The organism is Nocardiopsis sp. NPDC007018 (assembly GCF_040635075.1).
GTDB lineage: Bacteria > Actinomycetota > Actinomycetes > Streptosporangiales > Streptosporangiaceae > Nocardiopsis.
Genome location: NZ_JBEYHA010000074.1, coordinates 1 through 21,501, shown reverse-complemented (window position 1 = coordinate 21,501; position 21,501 = coordinate 1). Strand labels below are relative to the sequence as shown.

23 protein-coding genes and 2 pseudogenes are annotated in these 21,501 nt (G+C 70.5%); 8 read left to right on the top strand and 17 right to left on the bottom strand.

Going from position 1 to position 21,501, the window contains the following annotated elements:
- The 4 genes from ABZ635_RS25305 to ABZ635_RS25290 all read right to left on the bottom strand — a co-directional run.
- A partial coding sequence (locus ABZ635_RS25305; protein ID WP_357769488.1) for an ATP-binding protein occupies positions 1-362 on the bottom strand: 362 nt, incomplete at its 3' end.
- Positions 363-517: 155 nt separating this feature from the next.
- Positions 518-1,021 (bottom strand): hypothetical protein, encoded by a 504-nt coding sequence (locus ABZ635_RS25300; RefSeq protein ID WP_357769487.1) that lies wholly within the window; start codon positions 1,019-1,021, stop codon positions 518-520.
- On the bottom strand, positions 1,021-1,854 hold the full coding sequence (locus tag ABZ635_RS25295) for an ATP-binding protein (protein WP_357769485.1): 834 nt from the start codon (positions 1,852-1,854) through the stop codon (positions 1,021-1,023). Before ABZ635_RS25295 ends, ABZ635_RS25300 begins: the two co-directional genes overlap by 1 nt.
- Positions 1,851-2,099 (bottom strand): hypothetical protein, encoded by a 249-nt coding sequence (locus tag ABZ635_RS25290; RefSeq protein WP_357769483.1) that lies wholly within the window; start codon positions 2,097-2,099, stop codon positions 1,851-1,853. Before ABZ635_RS25290 ends, ABZ635_RS25295 begins: the two co-directional genes overlap by 4 nt.
- A gap of 190 nt (positions 2,100-2,289) precedes the next feature.
- Between ABZ635_RS25290 and ABZ635_RS25285 the strand changes: the two genes are divergently transcribed.
- The 3 genes from ABZ635_RS25285 (at position 2,290) to ABZ635_RS25275 (ending at position 3,736) form a co-directional block, all read left to right on the top strand.
- Positions 2,290-3,129 (top strand): helix-turn-helix transcriptional regulator, encoded by an 840-nt coding sequence (locus ABZ635_RS25285; protein ID WP_357769481.1) that lies wholly within the window; start codon positions 2,290-2,292, stop codon positions 3,127-3,129.
- A 9-nt stretch (positions 3,130-3,138) separates the two neighbouring features.
- Positions 3,139-3,330, top strand: coding sequence for a DUF397 domain-containing protein (locus ABZ635_RS25280; RefSeq protein WP_357769490.1), 192 nt, complete (start codon positions 3,139-3,141; stop codon positions 3,328-3,330).
- A 211-nt stretch (positions 3,331-3,541) separates the two neighbouring features.
- Positions 3,542-3,736, top strand: coding sequence for a DUF397 domain-containing protein (locus tag ABZ635_RS25275; protein ID WP_357769480.1), 195 nt, complete (start codon positions 3,542-3,544; stop codon positions 3,734-3,736).
- 202 nt (positions 3,737-3,938) lie between these two features.
- Here the strand turns inward: ABZ635_RS25275 and ABZ635_RS25270 are convergent.
- From ABZ635_RS25270 to ABZ635_RS25255, 4 genes and pseudogenes are all read right to left on the bottom strand, one after another.
- Positions 3,939-5,114 (bottom strand): annotated as a pseudogene (locus tag ABZ635_RS25270) (IS30 family transposase); the annotation flags it as partial.
- Positions 5,115-5,425: 311 nt separating this feature from the next.
- Complete coding sequence (locus tag ABZ635_RS25265; protein WP_357769479.1) at positions 5,426-6,973, bottom strand: tripartite tricarboxylate transporter permease; 1,548 nt, start codon at positions 6,971-6,973, stop codon at positions 5,426-5,428.
- Positions 6,973-7,746 carry a tripartite tricarboxylate transporter TctB family protein gene (locus ABZ635_RS25260; protein ID WP_357769478.1) on the bottom strand — a complete coding sequence of 258 codons (774 nt, stop codon included), beginning with the start codon at positions 7,744-7,746 and terminating at the stop codon, positions 6,973-6,975. The genes ABZ635_RS25265 and ABZ635_RS25260 overlap by 1 nt, the downstream gene beginning before the upstream one ends.
- Entirely contained in the window at positions 7,743-8,735 is a 993-nt protein-coding gene (locus ABZ635_RS25255) for a tripartite tricarboxylate transporter substrate-binding protein (RefSeq protein ID WP_357769477.1), read from the bottom strand. The genes ABZ635_RS25260 and ABZ635_RS25255 overlap by 4 nt, the downstream gene beginning before the upstream one ends.
- A 220-nt stretch (positions 8,736-8,955) precedes the next feature.
- Between ABZ635_RS25255 and ABZ635_RS25250 the strand changes: the two genes are divergently transcribed.
- The 3 genes from ABZ635_RS25250 (at position 8,956) to ABZ635_RS25240 (ending at position 11,863) form a co-directional block, all read left to right on the top strand.
- On the top strand, positions 8,956-10,617 hold the full coding sequence (locus tag ABZ635_RS25250) for a sensor histidine kinase (RefSeq protein ID WP_357769475.1): 1,662 nt from the start codon (positions 8,956-8,958) through the stop codon (positions 10,615-10,617).
- Positions 10,614-11,297, top strand: a complete 684-nt coding sequence (locus ABZ635_RS25245; protein ID WP_357769473.1) for a response regulator — start codon at positions 10,614-10,616, stop codon at positions 11,295-11,297. The genes ABZ635_RS25250 and ABZ635_RS25245 overlap by 4 nt, the downstream gene beginning before the upstream one ends.
- A gap of 197 nt (positions 11,298-11,494) precedes the next feature.
- A complete protein-coding gene (locus ABZ635_RS25240; RefSeq protein WP_357769472.1) occupies positions 11,495-11,863 on the top strand; it encodes a VOC family protein in 369 nt (122 codons plus the stop codon).
- Positions 11,864-11,974: 111 nt separating this feature from the next.
- Here the strand turns inward: ABZ635_RS25240 and ABZ635_RS25235 are convergent, their stop codons facing one another.
- Positions 11,975-13,147, bottom strand: a complete 1,173-nt coding sequence (locus ABZ635_RS25235; RefSeq protein ID WP_357769470.1) for an NAD(P)-binding protein — start codon at positions 13,145-13,147, stop codon at positions 11,975-11,977.
- Between the two features lie 4 nt (positions 13,148-13,151).
- On the bottom strand, positions 13,152-14,060 hold the full coding sequence (gene sigJ / locus ABZ635_RS25230) for an RNA polymerase sigma factor SigJ (protein ID WP_357769469.1): 909 nt from the start codon (positions 14,058-14,060) through the stop codon (positions 13,152-13,154).
- Positions 14,061-14,192: 132 nt separating this feature from the next.
- On the opposite strand from sigJ, the gene ABZ635_RS25225 reads away from it, so the two are divergent.
- Positions 14,193-14,729: a GNAT family N-acetyltransferase gene (locus ABZ635_RS25225; protein ID WP_357769467.1), complete on the top strand. Its 537-nt coding sequence runs from the start codon at positions 14,193-14,195 to the stop codon at positions 14,727-14,729.
- Positions 14,730-14,797: 68 nt separating this feature from the next.
- Here the strand turns inward: ABZ635_RS25225 and ABZ635_RS25220 are convergent, their stop codons facing one another.
- From ABZ635_RS25220 to ABZ635_RS25195, 6 genes are all read right to left on the bottom strand, one after another.
- Positions 14,798-15,013: a hypothetical protein gene (locus ABZ635_RS25220; protein WP_357769465.1), complete on the bottom strand. Its 216-nt coding sequence runs from the start codon at positions 15,011-15,013 to the stop codon at positions 14,798-14,800.
- A gap of 74 nt (positions 15,014-15,087) precedes the next feature.
- Entirely contained in the window at positions 15,088-15,300 is a 213-nt protein-coding gene (locus tag ABZ635_RS25215; protein WP_357769463.1) for a hypothetical protein, read from the bottom strand.
- Positions 15,301-15,628: 328 nt separating this feature from the next.
- On the bottom strand, positions 15,629-16,159 hold the full coding sequence (locus ABZ635_RS25210) for a hypothetical protein (RefSeq protein ID WP_357769461.1): 531 nt from the start codon (positions 16,157-16,159) through the stop codon (positions 15,629-15,631).
- A gap of 251 nt (positions 16,160-16,410) precedes the next feature.
- Positions 16,411-17,073, bottom strand: a complete 663-nt coding sequence (locus ABZ635_RS25205) for an NAD(P)H-binding protein (protein ID WP_357769459.1) — start codon at positions 17,071-17,073, stop codon at positions 16,411-16,413.
- Between the two features lie 120 nt (positions 17,074-17,193).
- Positions 17,194-18,264 (bottom strand): 2-oxoacid:ferredoxin oxidoreductase subunit beta, encoded by a 1,071-nt coding sequence (locus ABZ635_RS25200; RefSeq protein ID WP_357769458.1) that lies wholly within the window; start codon positions 18,262-18,264, stop codon positions 17,194-17,196.
- Positions 18,257-20,107 (bottom strand): 2-oxoacid:acceptor oxidoreductase subunit alpha, encoded by a 1,851-nt coding sequence (locus ABZ635_RS25195; protein ID WP_357769456.1) that lies wholly within the window; start codon positions 20,105-20,107, stop codon positions 18,257-18,259. Before ABZ635_RS25195 ends, ABZ635_RS25200 begins: the two co-directional genes overlap by 8 nt.
- Before the next feature lie 384 nt (positions 20,108-20,491).
- Here ABZ635_RS25195 and ABZ635_RS25190 point away from each other — a divergent pair, with 384 nt between their 5' ends.
- Complete coding sequence (locus tag ABZ635_RS25190; RefSeq protein ID WP_357769454.1) at positions 20,492-21,352, top strand: M48 family metalloprotease; 861 nt, start codon at positions 20,492-20,494, stop codon at positions 21,350-21,352.
- A gap of 60 nt (positions 21,353-21,412) precedes the next feature.
- Here ABZ635_RS25190 and ABZ635_RS25185 read toward each other — a convergent pair.
- A pseudogene (locus ABZ635_RS25185) lies at positions 21,413-21,501 on the bottom strand (UPF0016 domain-containing protein); the annotation flags it as partial.

The window sequence follows — 21,501 nt, the reverse complement described above, 5'->3', positions numbered from 1 at the left end:
CTCGGGAGAGAGTCCACGGTGGTGTCCGTCCTTGCACCGTCGTCGATGATCGACACCCTCACCAGGCCCGGGACCGGTGCTTCCAGGGTGCGGACGACCCTGCCGTCGGGGTCGTGTCCGGAGCGGGAGTGGTCGCAGGCGTTGGCGAACATCTCGCTGGCGCACAACACCATCTCCTCCCGAGCCTCCTCCGGGAGAGCGACCAGGCGGTTGAGGTCGGTGCACATGTCGGTCCGGACCTGGCTGATCAGAGCGAGCTGTCCGGGGTAGACCCGGCACTCCCACCGGAAGCCGGGTTCGGGCGGGGCGATCGTCGGGTCGAGAGCGTGCGTGGGCGGGTGCGTGTGCGGCACAATGGCCATGTCGGCAATCTCTTCTCTTCAACGGAGCGTGGGTTGTCGGCCTGCTCTGGGGGTGTTCGCGCACCCGCCAGAGCTTTTTCATGAACGCCTTCGGACTCCGGAGTGCTCAGACACCGGGGTCCTCAGGCGCTGGAGTGTTGAGGTCCCTGGAGCTCTCAGGCGGCGTCTGGGGGTTCCGGGTCGTTCTTGCGGTCGTTGCGGAAGCGGCGGGAGAGCTTGCGGAAGAGCTCGGTGCGGGTGGGTGCGGTGACCCTCTCGAATGGGTCCCCTTGGCCCGTCCAGCCGAGGGGTCGGCGGCCTACGTAGACCTCGTTGGGGGTGGTGCCTTCCACGGTGGTGATCCAGTCGGTGTGGAAGAGGTGGGTCAGTTCCTGCTCCAACAGCGGCAACGTCCGAAAGGTGCTGGTGTTGTTGAGGGGCCTGACCATCCGTCCCGGGGAGGTCGGGGCGGGGTAGTCGTGGATGGCCTGCTCGATCATCTCCACCGCGAGCGCGGTGTTGCCCGGTTCTCGGGCGATCCGCAACGCCTCCCGCACGCGCGGGAGCCGGTGGCGCAGGGTGTAGTTGAACCACTGATCCGACTGCGCCCGGGTCAGGTGTGGGGGCGCGGTGATGGCGTCCTCAGCGGTCGCCAGGAGGTCCTGGGTGTTGATGTCCATCAGCACTCCACCTCATTCGTGTCCGTGATCCCAGCGTTCTGAAGCCCCTCAGAGTTCTCGGGACTCTTGGGGTTCTCTGAGGTCCCGGGGCCCTGAGCGTTCTCGGGCCCCTCAGACGTCCCGAAGATCTCGGGGTTCTCGGAGCTCGCAGGGTTCCCGGGCCCTTCCGGACTCCCCGCGCTCGCGGTGTTCCCAGTGCTCCCGGTGGTCCCGGCGCAGCGACGACACCCAGAGCTTTCGGGGGTCTCGGGGTTCTTGGGGGTTGTGGTGTTCCCGGCGTCGATCAGGGACCACGGGTTGTTGGTGAGGTCGTAGGCGAGGAAGAACCACACCTGGCGGAACTTCGGGTCCCCGTTGTCCCCCCACCGGTCCGCCAAAGTGTCGATCAGCGCCAACCCCCGCCCCGTCGCGGTTCCCGCTTCGATGTCAGCGAACGTGGCGGCGGTGAAGGTGCCCTTGTCCTGGGGCAGGCGGCTGCCCTGGTCCCGGCAGGTCAGCGTCATCCCCTTCGCGCCCCGGTCGATGGTGAGCGTGTAGGTACTGCCCCGCTCACTCGACCGGCTGTGCTTGATGGCGTTGTTCGCCAGCTCGCTGCCCAGGAGGGTGAACAGGAACTGGTACTCCTCACACCGCTCGGCCGCGCTGGTGTCCAGGAACGCGCGAACCAACGGCATGAGTCCGGGGAGTCCGGCGAAGGAGTACTGGCGCTTGCGGTAGGGGGGTCCGACGGTGCGGGAGAAGTAGTGCGAGTGGAACGGCTTGATGAAGCTCGCCACCGGAGCCACCACTTCGCGGTGGGCGAGTTCGGGGGAGAACGGCGGCGCGGGCCTCACGAGGTCACCACCAAACGCCGCAACCCGGCGAGCACGGCCCGCAGGACTTCCGCCGGGACCGCGTCGATGGGCCTGCGGGGCGAGGGGATGACCGGGCTCCAGGAGCGGGACGGGTGGTGGCGGCGGGGGTTCGCGGCGAAGGGGCGCACACGGGCCGCCTGCCTAGGGCGAGGGCGACGTATCGCCTCGGAAGCGAGGTAGCGGGTACACGCCAGCTCGCAGAGTTTCAGGTAACGGGGCGCCATCAGCGCACACCTCCGGTACGGACAGTGCCGGGCGGGAGACCCAACAGGGATTTCGAGTTAGCATCATCATGGAACCTGAATTTCCGATTTTCAAGGCCATGCTGAAATCCCGTCCGGGAAATCCATGAATGTCCAGTTCGGCGGACCGAAGGATCTAGGATTTGGTGTGCGACCAGCGACCGGGAGAGCGATGACGCAGCGATACAGCCCCACCGTCCGCCGCCGACGCCTGTCTGATGAGCTCCGACGACGTCGTGATGCCGCGCGGATGACCCTCGATGAAGCAGCACCAGCTGCCGAAATGTCGCGCACCACCATCAGCAACATCGAGTCCGGGGTGAAGAAACGCCCCCAGGTACATGAAGTGCGGGCTCTGCTCGATGCCTACCGGGTGACTGACGAGCGGGAACGTGAGGAGATTCTGAATCTGGTCCGCCAGTCACGCGAGAGCGGGTGGTGGACACGCTACAGAGATGTCCTGTCTGGCAAGTTCATCGGCTTCGAAGCCGAAGCGAGCGTGATCAGCACCTGGGAGCCCCTCGTGATCCCGGGTCTTCTCCAGGTTCCGGAGTACTCGCGAGTACTGGCCAAGGCCGCGAAGGTTGGCGATGAGCACAGTGTTCAGCGTGCGGTCGACGCTCGGATCGAAAGACAGAGAATCCTCAATACAGACCCTCCTGAACTGTGGGCCGTGTTCTCCGAAGGGGCGCTGAACGCTCTGTCAGCTGACCACCCCGATACGCTCAAGCGGCAGGTGGAGTACTTGCTGGAGGTCGCATCGTTGGCGACGACCACCATCCAGATGACCCCTGCGTACCGTCTGAGCCCAGGGCTTGGCGGCCCGTTCGTGATCATGGACTTCCCTGAGGCAGTTGACCCGTCGATCGTCTTCCTGGAGACGGATACCGACGGGCTGTACTTGGAGGAACCAGATGAGGTAGCGCGGTACCGCAACGTCTTCGGCCATCTGCGGATCGCGGCGCTCACACCAGATGAGACCGTGAAACGCCTGACAGAAATGATCACCTAGGAACCGATGATGAACTCAACCATCCCGAACGACCTGTTCCGCAAGTCCTCCTACAGCCAGCCTCAGGGACAGAACTGCATCGAGGTCGCTGACCTCCCCGGAGTGTCCGCTGTACGAGACACCCAAAACCGCGAGCTCGGCCACCTCCTGTTCAGCGCGACTGAGTGGCAGGCAGCGCTGAGCACCGTCACTCGCTCATAGCAAGCAGAGGGGTCCAGTGAGTGCACCTGGGCCCCTCCACGTCTCGACATCCGAGGGGCGCCGCTCACCTCTGCTATGCGTATGTTGATCAGGCTCCACGGTTCGCAACTGGAACGGGATTCGAGTCGTCTTCCTCTGCACACAGGGCGTAGAAGCGGGCAGAACTGAGCATGAGCCAGTCAGCACCCCCACCCCAACGGAGGTCCCTCTCATGCGCCCCCACACCCACGAACTCACCTTCCGCAAGAGCAGCTACAGCGGCGGTAACGGCAACTGTGTCGAAGTTGCCGACCTCCCCGGTGAGCACCTGGTCCGTGACACCCAGAACCGTGACCACGGCACCCTGGGGTTCGCCGGGCCCGAGTGGGCCGCTGCCCTTGGCGCCATCCGCACCGACCAGGTGTAGACCCCCGGCGCCCGACAGGCCCAGACCGCATCCGGTCTGGGCCCGCTGGGTGCCAGGGGCCGGGGCCTCTTCCTCCGCGCACGGGACAGAACATGCGTCGGTCCCTCAGAGGAGACTTCACGTACCGGAACGTGCGGACACGGGAGCGGCCCCCGACCCGCGCGGTGGTGGATTCAACGGGTCCTCGCAACACCTCGTTGATTGAGACGAGTGTAGGCAGACGCTCGGCTGGAGTTTCCCAGCCGAGCGTCTTGCGTGGCCGACCGTTCAGCTCCTGAGCCACACGCTCCAGATCCAACCGGCCAAGCACTGACAGATCCGTGCCCTTGGGAAAGTACTGCCGCAGCAGCCCGTTCGTGTTCTCGTTCGACCCCCTCTGCCATGGCGAGGCCGGATCGCAGAAGAACACCGGCACCCCCGTAGCCACGGAGAATTTCTTGTGGCCAGCCATCTCGCTGCCCTGGTCCCAGGTCAATGACCCGCGCAGATGCTCGGGCAACGCGGTGATCAGTTCGCTCAGAACGCCTCCGACCGCCTCGGCGGTGTGCTCGCCGGGCAGGTGGCCGAGCATCACGTACCGGGTGGAGCGCTCGACCAGGGTGATGATCGCGGACTTGTTGTGCGCCCCCGTGATCAAATCCCCTTCCCAGTGCCCAGGAACGGCACGGTCTTCGATCTCGGCGGGACGCTCGCTGATCATCACCATCGGGTCGGTGAACCGGCTCTGCCTGTGCTCGGGGGAGCGGCGGGACTTGCGTCGGATACGGCCGGTGCGCAAAGCGGCGGCGACCTCGCGCTTGAGCCCGCCACGGGCCTGGACATAGAGCGCTTGGTAGACCGTCTCGTGGCTCACACGCATCTCCTGGTCCTCGGGGTGGTCCTGGCCGAGCCGGTTGCTGATCTGCTGCGGTGACCATCGCTTTCGCAACCCCTGGGCGACGTAGTCGCGCAAAGGGCCGGGCTCTGCCAGTTTGGCGCCTTTGGGACGCGCCCGCCGGGCGACCGTTCGGCGCTGGGCCGTGTAAGCGCCGTAGGAGCCGTCGGTGTCGCGGTGATGGTCCAGCTCACGCTTGATCGTGGAGGCGGGACGTCCCAGGTCGCGGCCGATCGCTCGCAGGCTCCACCCCGCCCGGTCAAGGTCGGCGATCCTCTCGCGCTCGGGCAGGGCCAAAAATCGCGGATGCACCTGGCGTTCGAGTGCGTCCATCACCGGTTGCGGGGTGGTCATGGACTCCATGATGGTCTGCCCGGTGGAGTAGTTCACCCGGCGGCCATCAGCGTAGATCCTTGAGTTGCCGGACTTGCGTACCCCGCGGTCCCAGTCTTTGGCGGTGCGCTCGTTGATCCCGGCCCTGCGGGCGGCCTCTTGGCGAGGCACAGCGCTTTTACGCAGGCGGTGATACTCGCCTCGTGCTGGGTGGGGGCGTTGTCGTCGCTGGGAGCGCAGTCCTGCTTTGCGTGCCCACCCGAACGCGGTGTGGGGGTTGATGCCAAGGGAGCGGGCTGCGTCGGTGACGTTGCCGACCTCGGTCATCAGTTCCAGGAACCGTGTTCGCTGACGGTCCCGTTCTTCCTTCGAAAACGACACGGTGGCCGCAACCTCCTGAAAGTCAGGGTGTTGCGACCACCGCTAGAACCCACCGGTGCCGGGGGCCGCTGGGAGACGGGAGGGTCAGGCCCGCGGGGTGGTCAGACGCGCTCGGCGGTCCGCGCGGACTCGCTCCGGCGCGCCGCCGCGCGGCGGCGCGCCATGGAGATCAGCGGAATCATGGCCGCGACCAGCACCAGGACGTACAGGGTGATCGAGATGCCGCTGCCCACCAGGATCGACGGGTCGCCGGAGGAGGCGGCCAGCGCACGGCGGAACTCGGTCTCGGCGATCGGTCCGAGCACCACACCGATCAGGGCGGGGGCGACGGGGACCCCGAAGGTCCGCATCCCCAGCCCCAGCAGGGCGATCGCCAGCAGCATCACCAGGTGCGTGACGGAGGTGTTGATGGCGTACACCGCCAGGACCGAGAACAGCGTGATGCCCGCGTACAGGTACGGCTTGGGCAGCTTCAGCAGTTTGGCCCACAGCGGTGCGAACGGCAGGTTGATCACCAGCAGCAGCACGCTGCCGACCAGGAGGGACGCCAGCAGGGTCCAGACCAGGTCGGCGTTGCGCTCGAAGAGCACCGGCCCCGGCTGGAGTCCGTACTGCTGGAACGCGGCCAGCATGATCGCCGCCGTCGCCGACGTCGGAAGGCCCAGGCCCAGCAGGGGGACCATCGTGCCCGCCGCGCTGGAGTTGTTGGCCGACTCCGGTCCGGCGACACCCTCGATGGCGCCCTGGCCGAACTCGCTCTTCTCCCCGGTCCGGCGTTCGCGGCGCTCGGCCAGCTTGCGCTCCAGCCCCAGGGACAGGAAGGTGGGGATCTCGGCACCGCTGCCGGGGATCGGACCGAAGGCGCTGCCCAGCGCGGTGCCGCGCAGCCACGGCTTCCAGGAGCGGCGCAGGTCCCTGCGGCCCAGCCACGGTCGGCCGGTGCGGATCGCCGCGAAGTTGGGCGCCGACTTTCCTCGGGCCGCGATGTAGAGCACCTCACCGAGGGCGAGCAGACCCACGGTGACGATGACGATGTCGATCCCGTCCAGCAGACTGGAGGAGCCGAAGTCGAACCGGGCGGCCCCGCTCTGGCCGTCGATCCCGACGAACCCGATGGCCAGGCCGATGAGCAGTGACGCGATGCCGCGCACCACGGAGCCGGACACGACCGCGGCCACGGCCACGAACGAGAACACGGTCAGGGCGAAGTACTCACCGGGGCCGAAGTTGAGCGCGAACGCCACCATGACGGGGGCGAACAGCGCCACGACCAGCGTGCCGATGATGCTCGCCACGAACGAGCCGATCACGGCCGTGCCCAACGCCTGGGCGGCCCTGCCCTTGAGAGCCATCTTGTGGCCCTCGTAGGTGGTGGCGATCGACGACGCCTGACCGGGGGTGTTGAGCAGGATCGAGGTGGTGGCGCCGCCGAACATGCCGCCGTAGTACACACCGGCGAACAGGATGAACGCGCTGGTGGGGTCAAGGCGGAAGGTGACGGGCAGCAGCAGGGCCACCGCCATGGCCGAGCCCATGCCCGGCAGGACGCCCACGGCGGTGCCGAGCAGCACGCCGAGGAAGGCCCACATGAGGTTCTGGGGGGTCAGCGCGGCGGCCAACCCGTCCGCGAGGTTGATCAGTGTGTCCATCAGAGCACCATCTCCAGGAAGCCGCCCGGCAGGCTGAGGCCGAGGCCGAGCGAGAAGCCGACCTGGACCGCCGCGGACATCGACAGCGCCACGATCGCGTCACGCAGGTGGGCGCGGGCGCCGAAGGCGTAGGCCACGATCCAGAACAGCAGGGCACCCGCGAGCAGCCAGCCGAGGAACTCCAGCAGCGCGATGTGCACCACCAGCCCGGCCAGGACCAGCAGGACGGGGCGGCCCTCGAACCAGCCGAGGGCGGGGGCGGCGTCGCCCGTGTCGCGGTTGCGGAGGTTGACCACGGCCATGCACACGGCGGTGACCAGCAGCAGCACGCCCACGGTGCCGGGGAAGGCCCCGGGCCCGGGGCGGGTGGCGTTGGGCGGCGCCTCGATGGTGAGGCCGCCCCAGAGGGCGACGGCGCCCAGCACCGCGACCAGCGCGGGGATGATCCACGCGCTGGGGCCGCGCCAGACGGTGGTCTCGGGGTCGAGCGCCTCGGCCTGGGAGGGCTGGGCGTGGTCGCCCTCCTCGGCGGGGCTTGGGTCCTCGGCTCCGGCGGGCCGCTCGGTCGCCGCACGGGTTCCGGCGGCCTTGGTGGCCCCGGTGGTCCCGGAAACCTCGGTGGTCCCGGAGGCCTCAGCGGTCCCACCGGTCTTGGTGGCCACCGCCGTCTCCGCGTCCCCGGAAGTCGCGGCCGCACCTGTGGCCTCGGCGGCGCTCCCGGTCACGGCATTCTTCTCCGACCCGGCGGTCGCGCGGGTCTCGTCGGGCGTCACAGTCCCAGCTCCTTCACGGTCTCCTGGGTCAGGGCGACCTCCTCGGCGAGGAACTCCTCGAACTCGGCGCGCCCCTGGTAGGTGTCGGTCCACCGGTTGCGTTCCAGGGTGTCCGCCCACGACTCGGTGGCCAGCAGTTCGCCCACCAGCGCCTCCAGCTCGTCGGCCTCCTCATCGGACAGGCCGGGAGGGGCGATCACCCCGCGCCAGTTCGACATCTCCAGGTCGTAGCCGAGCTCGACCATGGTCGGGATGTCCACGCCGTCCAGGCGCTCGGGGGAGGACACGGCGAGCGCGCGCAGCGGGCCGTCGTCCTCGATCTGGTCGCTGAAGTCGCCCAGCGTGCCGAACCCGACCGCCGACGTTCCGGACAGCAGCGAGGTCAGGGTCTCGCCGCCGCCGGAGTAGGGGAGGTAGTTGATCTCCCCGGGCGAGATGCCCATCGACTGGGCGACCTGTGCGGCGAAGATCTGGTCGACGCCGCCCATGGAGCCGCCCGCCACGGGCAGGGTCCCGGACTTCTCGTTCCAGTCCTCGGCGAGGTCGTCGATGGTTTCGTAGGGCGAGTCCTTCGGGACGACGATCGCGAGGTACTCCGACGCCAGCTGGGCGATGGGGGTGGCGTCCTCCATCGTGTAGAGCGACCCGGTGGTCTCCACCGCGCCCACCATGCCCAGGCCGGTCATGGTCAGCACGTTGTCCTGGCCGTCGCGGCCCACGGTCTGGGCCAGCCCGATGGTGCCGCCCGCGCCCTCCGCGTTGCGGACCTCCACGTTGAAGCGCAGGTCCTCCTCGCGCAGGCCGTTCTGCATCTCGCGGGCCAGGGTGTCCCAACCGCCGCCGGGTCCGGCCGGTGCGATGAGCAGGACCTTCTCCTGGGCCCCGTCACCGGACGCGGCGCTCTGACGTACGTCGTACAGTGCCGTACCGACGAGGAGCAGGGCGCAGAGCCCTCCCGCCACGCGGAGCGGCACGCCACGATCGCGCATCGTCCTCTCCTTCCTGAGTGTCCGTGCACGTCTCCCGGTGCGCGGACGCAGGGGAGATCCAGACCACAGTGTGACGGCGGGCACGCCACTGTGAGGTCTTTGTTAAAACTGGAGTCATATTGGTCGTATTGTTCGTGAAGCCTGACGGCGAAGCCGTCCCCACGACGCCGACCTGCGCGTTCACCGGCCGGGAGATGTCTCCCCGGCCACTGGAGTGCCCATGAACCCACGCCCCGTTCCCGGTCGCCTCACACTCACCGGGTCCCTTTTCATTGGATATGTCTGCCTTCTGGCGGTGGCCCTCACCGTCATCGGCTCCCTCTGGGCGATCCACCTCAACCGGGAGACCGACCGCCAGTACGCCGAACGCGTGCTCACCGTCGCCCGGTCGGTCGCGGTCCTGCCCCAGGTCGTCGAGGGCCTCGGGGACCCCGACCCCTCCGAGGAGCTCGACCCCCTGGCCGACCGCATCTCCGCCGCCACCGGCGCGGACTACCTGGTCATCGCCTCACCCGACGGAACCCGGCACACCCACCCCGACAAGGAGCGCATAGGGGAGACGGTGTCCACCGCCCCCGGACCCGTCGTGAACGGCACCGAGTGGACGGGTGTGCAGGACGGCACCCAGGGCCGCACGGTGCGCGCGAAGATCCCCGTGTTCTCCGGCGGGGGCTCCGTCAACGGCGGCGACGCCCGGGGGGAGGTGATCGGGTACGTGTCCCTGGGCATCCTCGACTCCAGCGCCAGCACCGACGCCCGCGCCTCCATCCCGGTCATCCTCGCCGCCACGGTGCTCGTGCTGATCCTCGGCGTGGGCGGTTCGTGGGTGCTCTCCCGCCAGGTCCGCGCCAAGACCCACGGACTGGAACCGGCCGACATCACCGCCCTGCTGGAGAGCCGGGAGGCCCTGCTGTACGCGGTGCGCGAGGGCGTGCTCGCGGTGGACCGGGACGACCGGGTCCTGCTGGTCAACCAGCCCGCCCGCACCATGCTCGGCCTGCCCCGGGGGGTGGAGGGCCGCCGCCTGGACGAGCTCGGCCTCTCCGAGCGGGTCCGCGACATCGTGTCCGGCGCCGACCCGGGGGACGACCTCATCCTGCTCTCCGGGGAGCGCGTGCTGGTCGCCAACCGGATGCCCGTGCGCATCCGGGGCGAGGAGGCCGGGGCCGTGGTCACCCTGCGGGACCGCACCGAGGTGGACCGGCTCACCGGCGAACTCGACGGGGCGCGAACCGTGACCCGGGGGCTGCGCGCCCAGACCCACGAGTTCGCCAACCGGGTGCACACGGTCGCCGGGATGCTGGAGCTGGGCGCCCACGACGAGGCCCGCGCCTACCTGGCCGACCTCGCGGCCACGCACACGCGCACCTCCAGCGGGGTGGCCGAGCACGTCCGCGACCCCGCGCTGGCGGCGCTCACCCTGGCCAAGTCCGCGCAGGCCTCCGAGCTCGGCGTGGACCTGCGCCTGTCACCCATGACCAGCGTCCCGGTCTCGCTCAAGGGCGACCTGCGCTCCGACGCGCTGCTGACCCTGGGCAACCTGGTGGACAATGCCCTGGACGCGGTCACCCCGAACGGGTGGGTGGAGCTCATGGTGCGATTGCACACCCGGGCCGACACCGGGCTGCCCCACGACCTCCTGGAGATCCGGGTGACCGACTCCGGGCAGGGGGTGGCCGACGACCTGGCGGAGGAGATCTTCCGCTACGGGTTCACTACCAAGGCCTCCCGTGACGGGGGGACCCGTGGTCTGGGGCTGGCGCTGGTCAAGCAGGTGTGCGAGAGCAGAGGGGGAAGCATCGAGATGGAGGCACCCGACGCCGAGGAGGGCGCGGTGTTCACCGCCTGCCTGCCGGTGGTCACGGCGGGGGTGGGCCGGTGATCCGCGTGCTGGTGGTCGACGACGACGTCCGGGTGGCCCGCAACCACCAGGAGCTGGTGGAGTCGGTGCCGGAGTTCACGGTGGTGGGCGTGGCGCACACGGCGGCCGCCGCGCTGGCCCAGGTGCGCGGCCACCGCCCCGACCTGGTCCTGCTCGACCTCCACCTGCCGGACGCCTCGGGCATCTCGGTGATGCACACCCTGCGCTCGGCGACCGGCCACGGCGCGCCGCAGCCGGATTTCCTGATGATCACCGCGGTCCGCGACATCGCCCAGGTCCGCGCCGCCCTGCACGGCGGGGCCGTGCACTACCTGCTCAAACCGTTCCCGCTGAGCGCCCTGCGGGACCAGCTGGAGCGCTACGCGGTGGCGCGGCGCCAGATGGAGGGCGAGCGGCAGGCCACCCAGCAGGACGTGGACCGGCTGTTCGGGCTGCTGCGCCCGCCCGCCGCGCGGTCGCTGCCCAAGGGGCTGACCGCCGCCACCGTCGACCTGGTCGCGGGTGTGCTCCGTGAGGCCGAGGGCGAGGTCTCGGCCTCCGACGTCGCCGAACGCTCCGGGGTCTCCCGGGTGACCGCGCGCCGGTACCTGGAGCACCTGTGCGCGGACGGCCGGGCCGAGCTGCGGATGCGCTACGGTTCGGCGGGCCGCCCCGAGCACCTCTACCGCTGGGTCGCCTGACCCCGGGGCCGTCGGCCGTCGTTCGGGTACGTCCGGGTGCCTGGTGGTCATGGCACGCACACCGCCTCTCCTGGTCCGGTAGGCCCAGTGTCTCCGGCGAAGCCGGGTTACCGGCGGGTTTCCACAGCCCCGAACGGACCGATGGCACGGTGGCGCGGAGCCGCCGGAACGTCGGTGGCGCGTGTCACACTCGGAGCATGCTCGATCACCTAGGAATCCAGGTCGCCGACCCCGAAGCCAGCACCGCCTTCTACGATGCCGTCCTCGCCGCCCTGGGGCACCGGCGTGTCCTCCAGTTCGGGCCGGTCATCGGCTACGGCACGGAGGAGCCCCAGTTCTGGATCTCCCCCAGCGAGACGGAGGGGCCCGCGCGGGAGTCGCACATCGCCTTCCGCGCACCGGACCGGGCGACGGTCGACGCCTTCTTCGCGGCGGCTGTCGCCACCGGCGCCGAGGTGCTGCACGAGCCCCGGGTCTGGCCCGAGTACCACGAGCACTACTACGGGGCCTTCGTCCGCGACCCGGACGGCAACAACGTGGAGGCGGTCAGCCACGTACCGGGCTGACCGGCGGTCCCGCGTGCGCGGATTCCCGGCGCGGCGGGTCGGTGGGGGCGGACCGCAGATCGCCGACCGGACGGCACGGGCCCGGGACCGGAACGCCCCGGGCCCGTGGTGTCAGGGGGCGCCCGCTCCCGAACGGGCTCCGGTCCGTGACGTGCTCCGCCCCGTGGCCAGCTCGGCGGCGCGCACGGCGCTGGTGAGGGCCACCTCGCCCAGCAGTCCCGGGGCAGCCACGGCGTCACCGGCCAGGTAGACGCCGTCCCCGCGGTCGATGGCGGGCCGGTCCCGCCAGGTGGTGCCCGGCAGGTCCAGCGCCCCGGTGCGACCCCGGGCCACCTGGTCCCGGCGCCAGGTGAGCCGGTCACGCCATCCCGCCAGGGCGGTGTCGAGCAGCGCCTCCAGTCGCGCGGTGGTCGCGGCGCGCGACTCCCCGGGCCGTACCGGCAGCTGTGCCTGGACCAAGTCCTCCCCGGCCGGAGCGAGGGTGGGGTCCACGACGCTGTAGCGCTCCAGGAACCCGCACTCGTCGGAGTCGAACACCAGGAACGGGTCCCCGGCGCGCCGCCGGACCCCCAGGTCCACCATGAGCGTGTGGCCGCTCTCCCAGGTCAGGGAGGGGTCTCCGAGCAGGGCGCGCGCGGAGTCCAGGGACGTGGCGACGATGGTCGCCCCCTCGGGCCGTCCCTCGGCCCGGGCCTCCAGTTCGATCCGTACCCCGGCCTGCCGGGCCCGCGCCGCGAGGTGGTCCACCAGGGCGGTCCAGCCGCCCACCACGTACCGGGGGGAGGGCAGGCCCGGCCGGGTCACGCGCAGGAAGCGGTCCCAGACGAAGGCGGCCGACAGTCGCGCGGGCTCCGCGTCGAAGAGTGCCACCCCCATCATGTTGCCCACCGCGCGGGCGGACGCGGCCCCCAGCGCCTCTTCGGCCCACGAGCCGAAGTCTCGGTCGTGCGGGGCGCGCAGCCTCCGGCGCGCGGCGGCGCGGAGCACCGCCGCGGGCGGCCCGCCGACGCTGCCCCGGTACCGCCAGCGCACCCCCAGCGAGGCCCTCAGTGAGATGGTCCTGGCGGGCGGGACCAGGTCCCGCGCGCGCAGCCACGCGTAGGGCGCCGAGTCGGAGTACAGCACGTGCGGGCCGTCGTTGGCCACGTACGGCGGTGCGGTGGAGCGGGCCCGCCCGCCCAGGGTCCGGTGCGATTCCAGCAGGGTGACGTTCGCGCCGAGTTCGGCGCTGGCGATGGCCGCGGTCAGTCCGGCGAGGCCACCGCCCACAACGGTGATGTCCATACCCCTAGGACGGGTCGGCGGTCCGCAGACGTGACATCTTGTCGGGGTTGGCCATCAGGTACACGTGCCGGACCCGGTCCTCGAAGACGTCCAGGGCCAGCAGCAGCACCGGAACCCCCCGCGCGCTCACCACCGCCGCCGGGCCGCCGTTCACCTCGGTGACCTCCATGGAGAGTTCCGCCATGGTGTCCGCGCCCACGGACCGCAGGAAGCGCGTGACGTTGCGCTCCTCGGTCACCGAGGTGAGGAACCGGCCCACCTTCCGGGGGCCGTGCAGCACCCGCAGCGGGGCCCGGGCCTTGCCACCGCCGTCGCTGACCATGGTGGCGTCCTCGGCCAGCATGCCCGTGAGCCCGTCCAGGTCGCCCTCCAGGCAGGCCCGGAGGAAGCGTTCGGTCATGCGGCGGCGCTTCGGGCGGTCGGCCTCGAAACGTGGGCGGCGTTCGCGCACGTGGTCGCGGGCGCGCCGGGCCAGCTGGCGGGTGGCCTCCTCACTGCGCCCGATGACCTCGGCGATCTCGGCGTAGGGGAGCTGGAAGGCCTCGTGCAGGACGAACACGGCGCGCTCCAGGGGGCTGAGCGTCTCCAGCACCACCATCAGCGCGAACTCCACCGAGTCGGCGAGCTCGGCGCGCTCGGCGGCGTCGGGCAGGTCGCTGACGGGTTCGGGCAACCACTCGCCCACGTAGGACTCGCGCTGGGTGCTGGCTTTGCGCAGCCGGTCGATGGCCAGCCGGGACACCACGGTGACCAGGTAGGCGCGGGGGTTGTCGACCGTGCCGACGGGCACCCCGGACCACCGCAGCCACGCCTCCTGGACCACGTCCTCGGCGTCGGCGGCGCTCCCGAGGACCCGGTAGGCCACCCCGTTGAGCAGCGGGCGATGGGATTCGAAGACCTCTGTCGTCGTCATGTCAGGACAGACGTATCACCCTTCGCCCTCCGTGACACGTCAGGCGGAGGCCGTTCGGAGCGGGGCGCTTGCCTCGTGGGGGGACCGGCCCTAGGTTGGCGCGATCGGGAACGTCGGTGAGAGGGGTGGCGGTTGTACGTCCTACGTGAGTGGAACCGGGGCGACACCGACCGGTTGCTGGAGGCCTTCGCCTGGGACGAGTTGGCCCGTCAGGAGCCCGAGGTGCCGCGTACGCGCGACCAGGCTCTGGAGTGGATCGACCGGAGGCCGGTCCTTGCCGCGGAGGGCGACGTCCACGGGTTCGCGGTGGTCGACGGGACGGACCGCGTGTTGGGGCACGCGCAGCTCGGCGTCACCAGCCGCAGGCACGGTCTGGGGTGGCTGTCGTACTGGACGCACCCGGCCGAGCAGGGCCGGGGTGTGGCCTCGGCCGGGGCCGACCTGGTGGCCCGGTTCGCCTTCGGGGAGCTGGGCCTGTTCCGGGTGGAGACGGGGCACCGGCTGAACAACCCGGGGTCGTGTGTGGCGGCGCGCCGGGCGGGGTTCCGGCCGGAGGGGATCGAGCGGGCCAAGCTCCGCTACGGAACCTCGCGCTTCGACACCGGGACCCACGCGCGTCTGGTCACGGATGCGGTCGAGGGTGTGGCGGAGGGGGTCTGCGGGGGCTGAGCACACGAAACGCGGGGCACGGTGGGTGATCACCGTGCCCCGCGTGGTTCCCGTTCCGGGAGTCTCGACTACCAGTCGAAGACGGAGATGCCGGAGGTGCTGGTGCTGTTGATGACGTTGCAGCCCTCGGAGCTGAAGCCGGCGAAGGAGATGACGTCGGCGCAGATCGGCACCGTGATGTTCTGGATGTGGGCGTTGTTGTCCGCGGCGGCGGTGCCGGTCATGGCGCCCAGGGCGAGGCCGGTGGCGAGGAGGAGACCGGAGACGGCGGTGATGCGCTGCATGGTGTGTATCCCTTTCGGTTGGTGTTGCGCTGGTGAAACTGGAAGGTCTGAAGAGGGGGCCCGCGACGGCTGGCCTAGTCGTGGACGGCGATGCCCGAGGTGGAGTTCCAGTCGACGACGTTGCAGCCGCTGGCGCTGAAGCCGGAGGCCTTGAGGACGTCGAGGCAGACCGGGATGGTGATGTTCTGGATCTGGGCGTTGTTGTCGGCCGCGGCGGTCCCGGTCAGGGCTCCGAAGGCGAGGCCGGTGGCGAGGACGAAACCGGAAACCTTGGCGATACGGGTCATGGTGGTTACCTTTCGGAAGTGCAAAACAGGTTGGCTGCGGCCGCCGGAATTAACTTAGCGTAGCTAGGCACGTGCTTGAAGTGATTTCCGGGAAGATTCCAGAGTTTCCCTGGAGATTCTTCGGCTTCGGGTCGGACATGGCGGGCATGTCGCCACACGGAACCCGTCCGCGTTACACAAACGAAAGCGTGCCTGGATCAGAGTTCTGGCAAATGCATCGGAATCCGACCATGCACGACATGAACCGACGTGGTGGTGCCAAACCGGACAAGAAAAAGGGGCCCGCACGGTCTCACCGTGCGGGCCCCGCTGTTCGGAAGGGGTTCGGCTACCAGCCCTGCTGCTGTCCGTAACCCGGGTACTGCTGCCCATAGCCGGGCTGCTGGCCGTATCCCGGCTGTTGCTGCTGCCCGTAACCCGGGTACTGCTGCTGGTCGTAGCCGGGGTACTGCGGCTGCTGGCCGTAGCCCTGGCCGTAACCCGCGTACGGGTCCGGCTGCTGGGCGCCCGTGGGGTGCTGCTGGTAGGCCTGCTGCTGGCCGGACTGGTCCTGCGCCACCTGCTGCTGGGCCTGCGGCGCCTCGGCCCCGGACTCCTTCGTCGACCCGGTGTCCGGGCGGAAGATGAACAGACGCGCGGCGGCGGACTCACCGGTCTCGCTCGGGGTGATCAGCTCCAGACGCCACCCGGCCTCCTCGATGCCCTCGAGGATGCGGGTCAGGCCCGGCCGCAGCTTGCTGGACGCCTCGTCGTAGGCGTTGACCTCCAGCTGGATGATGAACATCCGACGCTTCTGCTGTGCGGCGACCTTGGCGTGCTCGACGACAGTGCTGTCCCTCACGACCTGCGTGACGCTCATGAATAACCGTACCCATCTGCTCTGCGGAGCTGCTTCACCCGTCGGGTTCGTTCCCGGTCGCCCGCGTCCACCGTGACGGGATTCCGCCGGGCTCCGCCCCCATCATGCCTCCTATGAGGGCATCTGGCCACAGAGGCCCGGAACCGCCGACAAGGGCGGGAACCGCCGGGGGCACCGGGGGCGCCGCGCGGGCACCCCCGGTGCCGCACCGGGAACCGGCGGTCCGGAGCCCGGGCCGCCGAACGGGTTCGCTATCCGGCGGCGGCGCGGACCGCCTCCACGACCGGCGTGCCGCCGTTCACCAGGTTCAGGACCCGCTTGGCCGTCCCCGGCTCGTCCAGCAGTGCCACGATCACCGCGGCCACGTCGTCCCGCGTCACCGAGTCGCGCTCCACGTCCTCGCCCAGGTCCACCTGGCCGGTTCCGGCCTCGTCGGTCAGCCGGCCGGGCCGCAGGATCGTCCAGTCCAGGTCGAGGTCGTGCTCGCGCAGGTCGTCGTCGGCCGCCTTCTTGGCCGCCACGTACGCCGCCCACACCTCGTCGGAGCCCTCGGGAACCGGCTGGTCCACGTTGATCGCGGAGACCTGCACCAGGCGGCGCACCCCCGCCAGGGCCGCCGCGTTCGCGGTCAGGGACGCCGCCTTGTGGTCCACCGAGGTCTTGCGGGCCGCGCCGCTGCCGGGCCCGGCGCCGGCGGCGAACACCACGGCGTCGGCGCCCATGATCCTCTCGGTCAGCTCGGTGACCGTGGCCTTCTCGAGGTCGATGACGACCGGCTCGGCTCCGGCGTCGACGACGTCCTGGGTGTGGTCGGGGTTGCGGATGAGGGCGACGGGCTGGTCACCGCGTGCTGCCAGGAGCCTGGCCAGCCGCAGCGCGATCTTCCCGTGTCCACCGGCGATGACGATACGCATGAGGGAAGCGTAGGGCCTGGGAGGCCGACGCACCGGGGACGACCCCCGGGCGGCGACGGTGAACTTCCCGACGCCGCCCGGGGGAATACCCCCTGACCGATGGCGGGGGTCAGGGCGCCGTCACTCCACGGTCCACGTGTCACCGCTGGACAGCAGGGCCGCCAGGTCGCCCGCGCCCTGGCGGGTGCGGGCCTCCTCCACCTGCGCGTTGAGCATCTCGTCGTAGACCGGCCGCCGCACGTCCCGGAACACCCCGACCGGCACGTGCTCGAAGGCGGGCTGGTCGAGCCTGGACAGTGCGAACGCGTACCCCGGGTCCGGGCGGTGGGCGTCGTGCCGGATCAGCCGGTCCTCACCGACCGACGCCGTGTCCACGACCTCCAGCCCGCCGAAGCCGTCCGCGACCACCCCCCGGTCCGGTCCCAGCCGGAGCGGCTCGCCGTGTTCCATGCGCAGCAGCCGCAGGTCCCGTGAGGTCGGGTCCTTCAGCGGCTCGAAGGCGTCGTCGTTGAAGATCGGGCAGTTCTGGTAGATCTCCACGAACGAGGCGCCGGGGTGGTCCGCCGCCGCGCGCAGCACCGAGGTCAGGTGTTTGCGGTCGGAGTCCACGGTCCGCGCGACGAAGCCCGCCTCCGCGCCCAGGGCCAGCGACACCGGGTTGAACGGGTGGTCCAGCGACCCGGTCGGCGAGGACTTGGTGACCTTCCCGGTCTCGGAGGTGGGGGAGTACTGGCCCTTGGTCAGCCCGTAGATCCTGTTGTTGAACAGCAGGATGTTGATGTTGACGTTGCGGCGCAGCGCGTGGATCAGGTGGTTGCCGCCGATCGACAGCCCGTCGCCGTCCCCCGTGACCACCCACACCGACAGGTCCGGTCGGCTGGCGGCCAGCCCCGTCGCGATCGCCGGGGCACGCCCGTGGATCGAGTGCACGCCGTACGTGCTCAGGTAGTAGGGGAACCGGGAGGAACAGCCGATCCCGGACACCATCACGATGTTCTCGCGCGGCACCCCCAGCTGGGGCAGGAACGACTGGAAGGCGGCCAGGACGGCGTAGTCGCCGCACCCGGGGCACCAGCGGACCTCCTGGTCGGACTTGAAGTCCTTCGCCCGGTACTCGGTGTCGGTCCGGGGCACCAGACGCAGCCCGGCCGGGGCCCGGCCCGGGAGCGCGCCGTTCGTGTCGTCAGTCACGGTCGATGACCTCCCGCAGCACGTCAGCGAGCTCTTCGGCCTTGAAGGGCAGCCCGCGGACCTTGTTGTAACCGATCACGTCCACCAGGAAGCGGCCGCGCAACAGCAGCGACAGCTGGCCCAGGTTGATCTCCGGGACCACCACCCGGTCGTAGCCCCGCAGGACCTCGCCCAGGTTGGCGGGGAAGGGGTTGAGGTGGCGCAGGTGCGCCTGGGCGACCCGGCCCCCCGCACGGCGCACGCGGCGCACCGCGGCGGTGATCGAACCGTGGGTGCCGCCCCAGCCCAGTACGAGCACGTCGGCGTCGCCCGTGGGGTCGGACACCTCCAGGTCGGGGATGTCCCGCGCGATGGCGTCCACCTTGGCCTGCCGGGTGCGGACCATCAGGTCGTGGTTGTCCGGCGTGTAGGAGATGTCGCCGGTCCGCGCGTGCTTCTCGATCCCGCCGATCCGGTGCTCCAGGCCCGCCGTGCCCGGAACCGCCCAGGGCCGGGCCAGGGTCAGGTCGTCACGCAGGTACGGAAGGAAGGTGCCGTCCGGGCCGTTGGGCTCCGTGGCGAAACCGGGGTCGATCACCGGCAGGTCCGCGACCTCCGGTAGCCGCCAGGGCTCGGAGCCGTTGGCCAGGTAGCCGTCGGACAGCACGATCACCGGGGTCCGGTACCGCACCGCCAGCCGGACCGCCTCCAGGGCCGCGTCGAAGCAGTCGGCGGGGGAGGAGGGCGCCACCACCGGCACCGGCGACTCGCCGTTGCGCCCGAACAGCGCCATCAGCAGGTCCGTCTGTTCGGTCTTGGTGGGCATGCCGGTACTGGGCCCGGCCCGCTGCACGTCGACCACGACCAGCGGGAGCTCCGTCATCACCGCCAGACCCACGGCCTCCTGCTTGAGCACCATGCCCGGGCCGGAGGTGGTCGTGACCCCGAGGGAACCGCCGAACGAGGCGCCGACGGCCGCGCCGACACCCGCGATCTCGTCCTCGGCCTGGAACGTGCGCACGCCGAACCGCTTGTGCCGGGACAGCTCGTGCAGGATGTCCGAGGCCGGGGTGATCGGGTACGAGCCCAGGAACAGGGGCAGGCCCGACCGCTCGGACCCGGCGATCAACCCGTAGGCGGTGGCCAGGTTCCCGGTGATGTTGCGGTAGGTGCCCGGCGCGAGCCTGGCCGGTCTGACCTCGTAGGAGACGGCGAAGTCCTCCGTCGTCTCGCCGAAGTTCCACCCGGCCCGGAACGCCGTGAGGTTGGCGGCGAGGATCTCCGGCCGACTCGCGAACTTGGACTCCAGGAACGAGGTGGTCCCCTCCGTGGGCCGGTTGTACATCCACGACAGCAGCCCCAGGGCGAACATGTTCTTCGCGCGCTGGGCGTCCTTCTTCGACAGCCCCGACCCCTCCAGGGCGGCCACCGTCATCGAGGTGAGGCCCACCGCGCTGACGTGGAAGCCGTCCAGGGTGCCGTCGGTGAGGGGGTCGGTCGCGAATCCGACCTTGGCGAGGCTGCGCTTGGTGAACTCGTCGGTGTTGACGATGACGGTCGCTCCCCCGGGCAGGTCCCCGAGGTTGGCCTTCAGGGCGGCGGGGTTCATCGCCACGAGCACGTCCGGGGCGTCGCCCGGCGTCACGATGTCGTGGTCGGCGAAGTGGAGCTGGAAGCTGGAGACCCCGGGCAGGGTCCCGGCGGGGGCCCGGATCTCGGCGGGGAAGTTCGGCAGGGTCGAGAGGTCGTTGCCGAACGACGCGGTCTCCTGGGTGAAGCGGTCTCCGGTCAACTGCATCCCGTCGCCGGAGTCCCCGGCGAACCGGATGATGACCCGGTCGAGCTGTTGTATCCGTTTGGCCACTGAGATCGACGACCTCCTTGGTCAGCCGCCGGTCGTGACGGGCGGCGGCGCTGTGGTGTCTGTCCCCGGCCGAAGCTCGCGGTCACGGGCCGGGTGCCTGGATCGGGGTCAGGGGACGGCGCGGCCCCACACGCCCCGGGTGCGCCAACCCGGGTGGTGTCCTCACGGCCGTCGGCCGTGACGAGGGCCACGCTCGCACTATAGGTCGTCGCCCTCCCGCGGACGCGGGGCGGGTGGCCATTGTCACAGCCGCTCCGCGTCCGGGCTGGAAGGGGGATGTGACCGACAGCTGGTCACATGGGGAACGCAAGACGCCGACCCGCACGTTTGTCACCATGTACGCATCCATAGCCGGGCAGCGGCCAAGAGCGGAAGGAGGGCCGCGTGCACGTCAACGCGATCCGCGCGGTCGGTCTCTTCGTCGGCGCCTCGGTGCTCGCCGTCGTCGTCGGCTGGCTGTGCGGGGCGGAGAAGGGCGTGCAGGCCTCGGTGGCGCTGGTCGCCTGCGCCGCGATCCTGGTCTACCTCTTCGGGAACTCCCTCGCGTTGCGGGCCATGCGGGCCCGGCCGGTCAGCGAGATCGAACGGCCCGAGCTCTACCGGATGGTGCGGGAGCTGGCCACCGCCGCGAGACAGCCCATGCCCCGGCTCTACCTGTCCCCGATCCGCTCGCCCAACGCCTTCGCGACGGGGAACAGCCCGCGCAGGGCGGCCCTGTGCTGCACGACCGGGCTCCTGCGCGCCCTCGACGAACGCGAGCTGCGCGGGGTCCTGGCGCACGAGCTGGCGCACATCCGCTCCTACGACACGCTGATCAGCTCGGTGGCGGCCACCCTCACCGCCCTCATCACCGCCCTGACCGCGGTTTCCTTCCTACTTCCCCTGGGGGACTCCGAGGAGACCGACCTGCCCAACCTCCTGGGCGGCCTGATGATGGCCGTGCTGGCCCCGCTGGCGGCGGTGGTCGTCTATTTCGGTGTGGGTCGTGCGCGGGAGTTCCGGGCCGACGAACGGGCCGCGGAGATCACCGGCGACCCGTTGGGGCTGGCCTCGGCACTGCTCAGGCTGGAGGAGGGGAACCGTGAGCACCCCCTGCCCCGGGAGCGCGCCCTGCTGGCCGCCTCCCACCTGATGACGACCAACCCGTTCCCGGGGGGCGTGGGGCGCCTGTTCGCCGCGCACCCGCCGGTCGAGGAGCGGGTGCGGCGCCTGCGCGAGCTCCGCCGCAGATGGGACCTGGGCTGAGGGCGCCGGGAGAAGTCGTCAACGGGGGCGGCACCGGAAGCCTGCACACCACCGGTCGGCCCCGGCCGCGAGGGTGAGCCAGTCGGTGGGGATGGCCGCGCCGAGGACCTCGGCGATGAACACGCTGCCCAGGTGCACCACGGCGGTGG

Excerpts from the sequence above, each read along its gene's own strand:
- ABZ635_RS25300 (WP_357769487.1), bottom strand. The coding sequence starts at position 1,021 with ATGGACATCAACACCCAGGACCTCCTGGCGACCGCTGAGGACGCCATC.
- ABZ635_RS25290 (WP_357769483.1), bottom strand. The coding sequence starts at position 2,099 with ATGGCGCCCCGTTACCTGAAACTCTGCGAGCTGGCGTGTACCCGCTAC.
- ABZ635_RS25285 (WP_357769481.1), top strand. The coding sequence starts at position 2,290 with ATGACGCAGCGATACAGCCCCACCGTCCGCCGCCGACGCCTGTCTGAT.
- ABZ635_RS25280 (WP_357769490.1), top strand. The coding sequence starts at position 3,139 with ATGAACTCAACCATCCCGAACGACCTGTTCCGCAAGTCCTCCTACAGC.
- ABZ635_RS25275 (WP_357769480.1), top strand. The coding sequence starts at position 3,542 with ATGCGCCCCCACACCCACGAACTCACCTTCCGCAAGAGCAGCTACAGC.
- ABZ635_RS25265 (WP_357769479.1), bottom strand. The coding sequence starts at position 6,973 with ATGGACACACTGATCAACCTCGCGGACGGGTTGGCCGCCGCGCTGACC.
- ABZ635_RS25255 (WP_357769477.1), bottom strand. The coding sequence starts at position 8,735 with ATGCGCGATCGTGGCGTGCCGCTCCGCGTGGCGGGAGGGCTCTGCGCC.
- ABZ635_RS25250 (WP_357769475.1), top strand. The coding sequence starts at position 8,956 with ATGAACCCACGCCCCGTTCCCGGTCGCCTCACACTCACCGGGTCCCTT.
- ABZ635_RS25240 (WP_357769472.1), top strand. The coding sequence starts at position 11,495 with ATGCTCGATCACCTAGGAATCCAGGTCGCCGACCCCGAAGCCAGCACC.
- ABZ635_RS25235 (WP_357769470.1), bottom strand. The coding sequence starts at position 13,147 with ATGGACATCACCGTTGTGGGCGGTGGCCTCGCCGGACTGACCGCGGCC.
- sigJ (WP_357769469.1), bottom strand. The coding sequence starts at position 14,060 with ATGACGACGACAGAGGTCTTCGAATCCCATCGCCCGCTGCTCAACGGG.
- ABZ635_RS25220 (WP_357769465.1), bottom strand. The coding sequence starts at position 15,013 with ATGCAGCGCATCACCGCCGTCTCCGGTCTCCTCCTCGCCACCGGCCTC.
- ABZ635_RS25215 (WP_357769463.1), bottom strand. The coding sequence starts at position 15,300 with ATGACCCGTATCGCCAAGGTTTCCGGTTTCGTCCTCGCCACCGGCCTC.
- ABZ635_RS25210 (WP_357769461.1), bottom strand. The coding sequence starts at position 16,159 with ATGAGCGTCACGCAGGTCGTGAGGGACAGCACTGTCGTCGAGCACGCC.
- ABZ635_RS25205 (WP_357769459.1), bottom strand. The coding sequence starts at position 17,073 with ATGCGTATCGTCATCGCCGGTGGACACGGGAAGATCGCGCTGCGGCTG.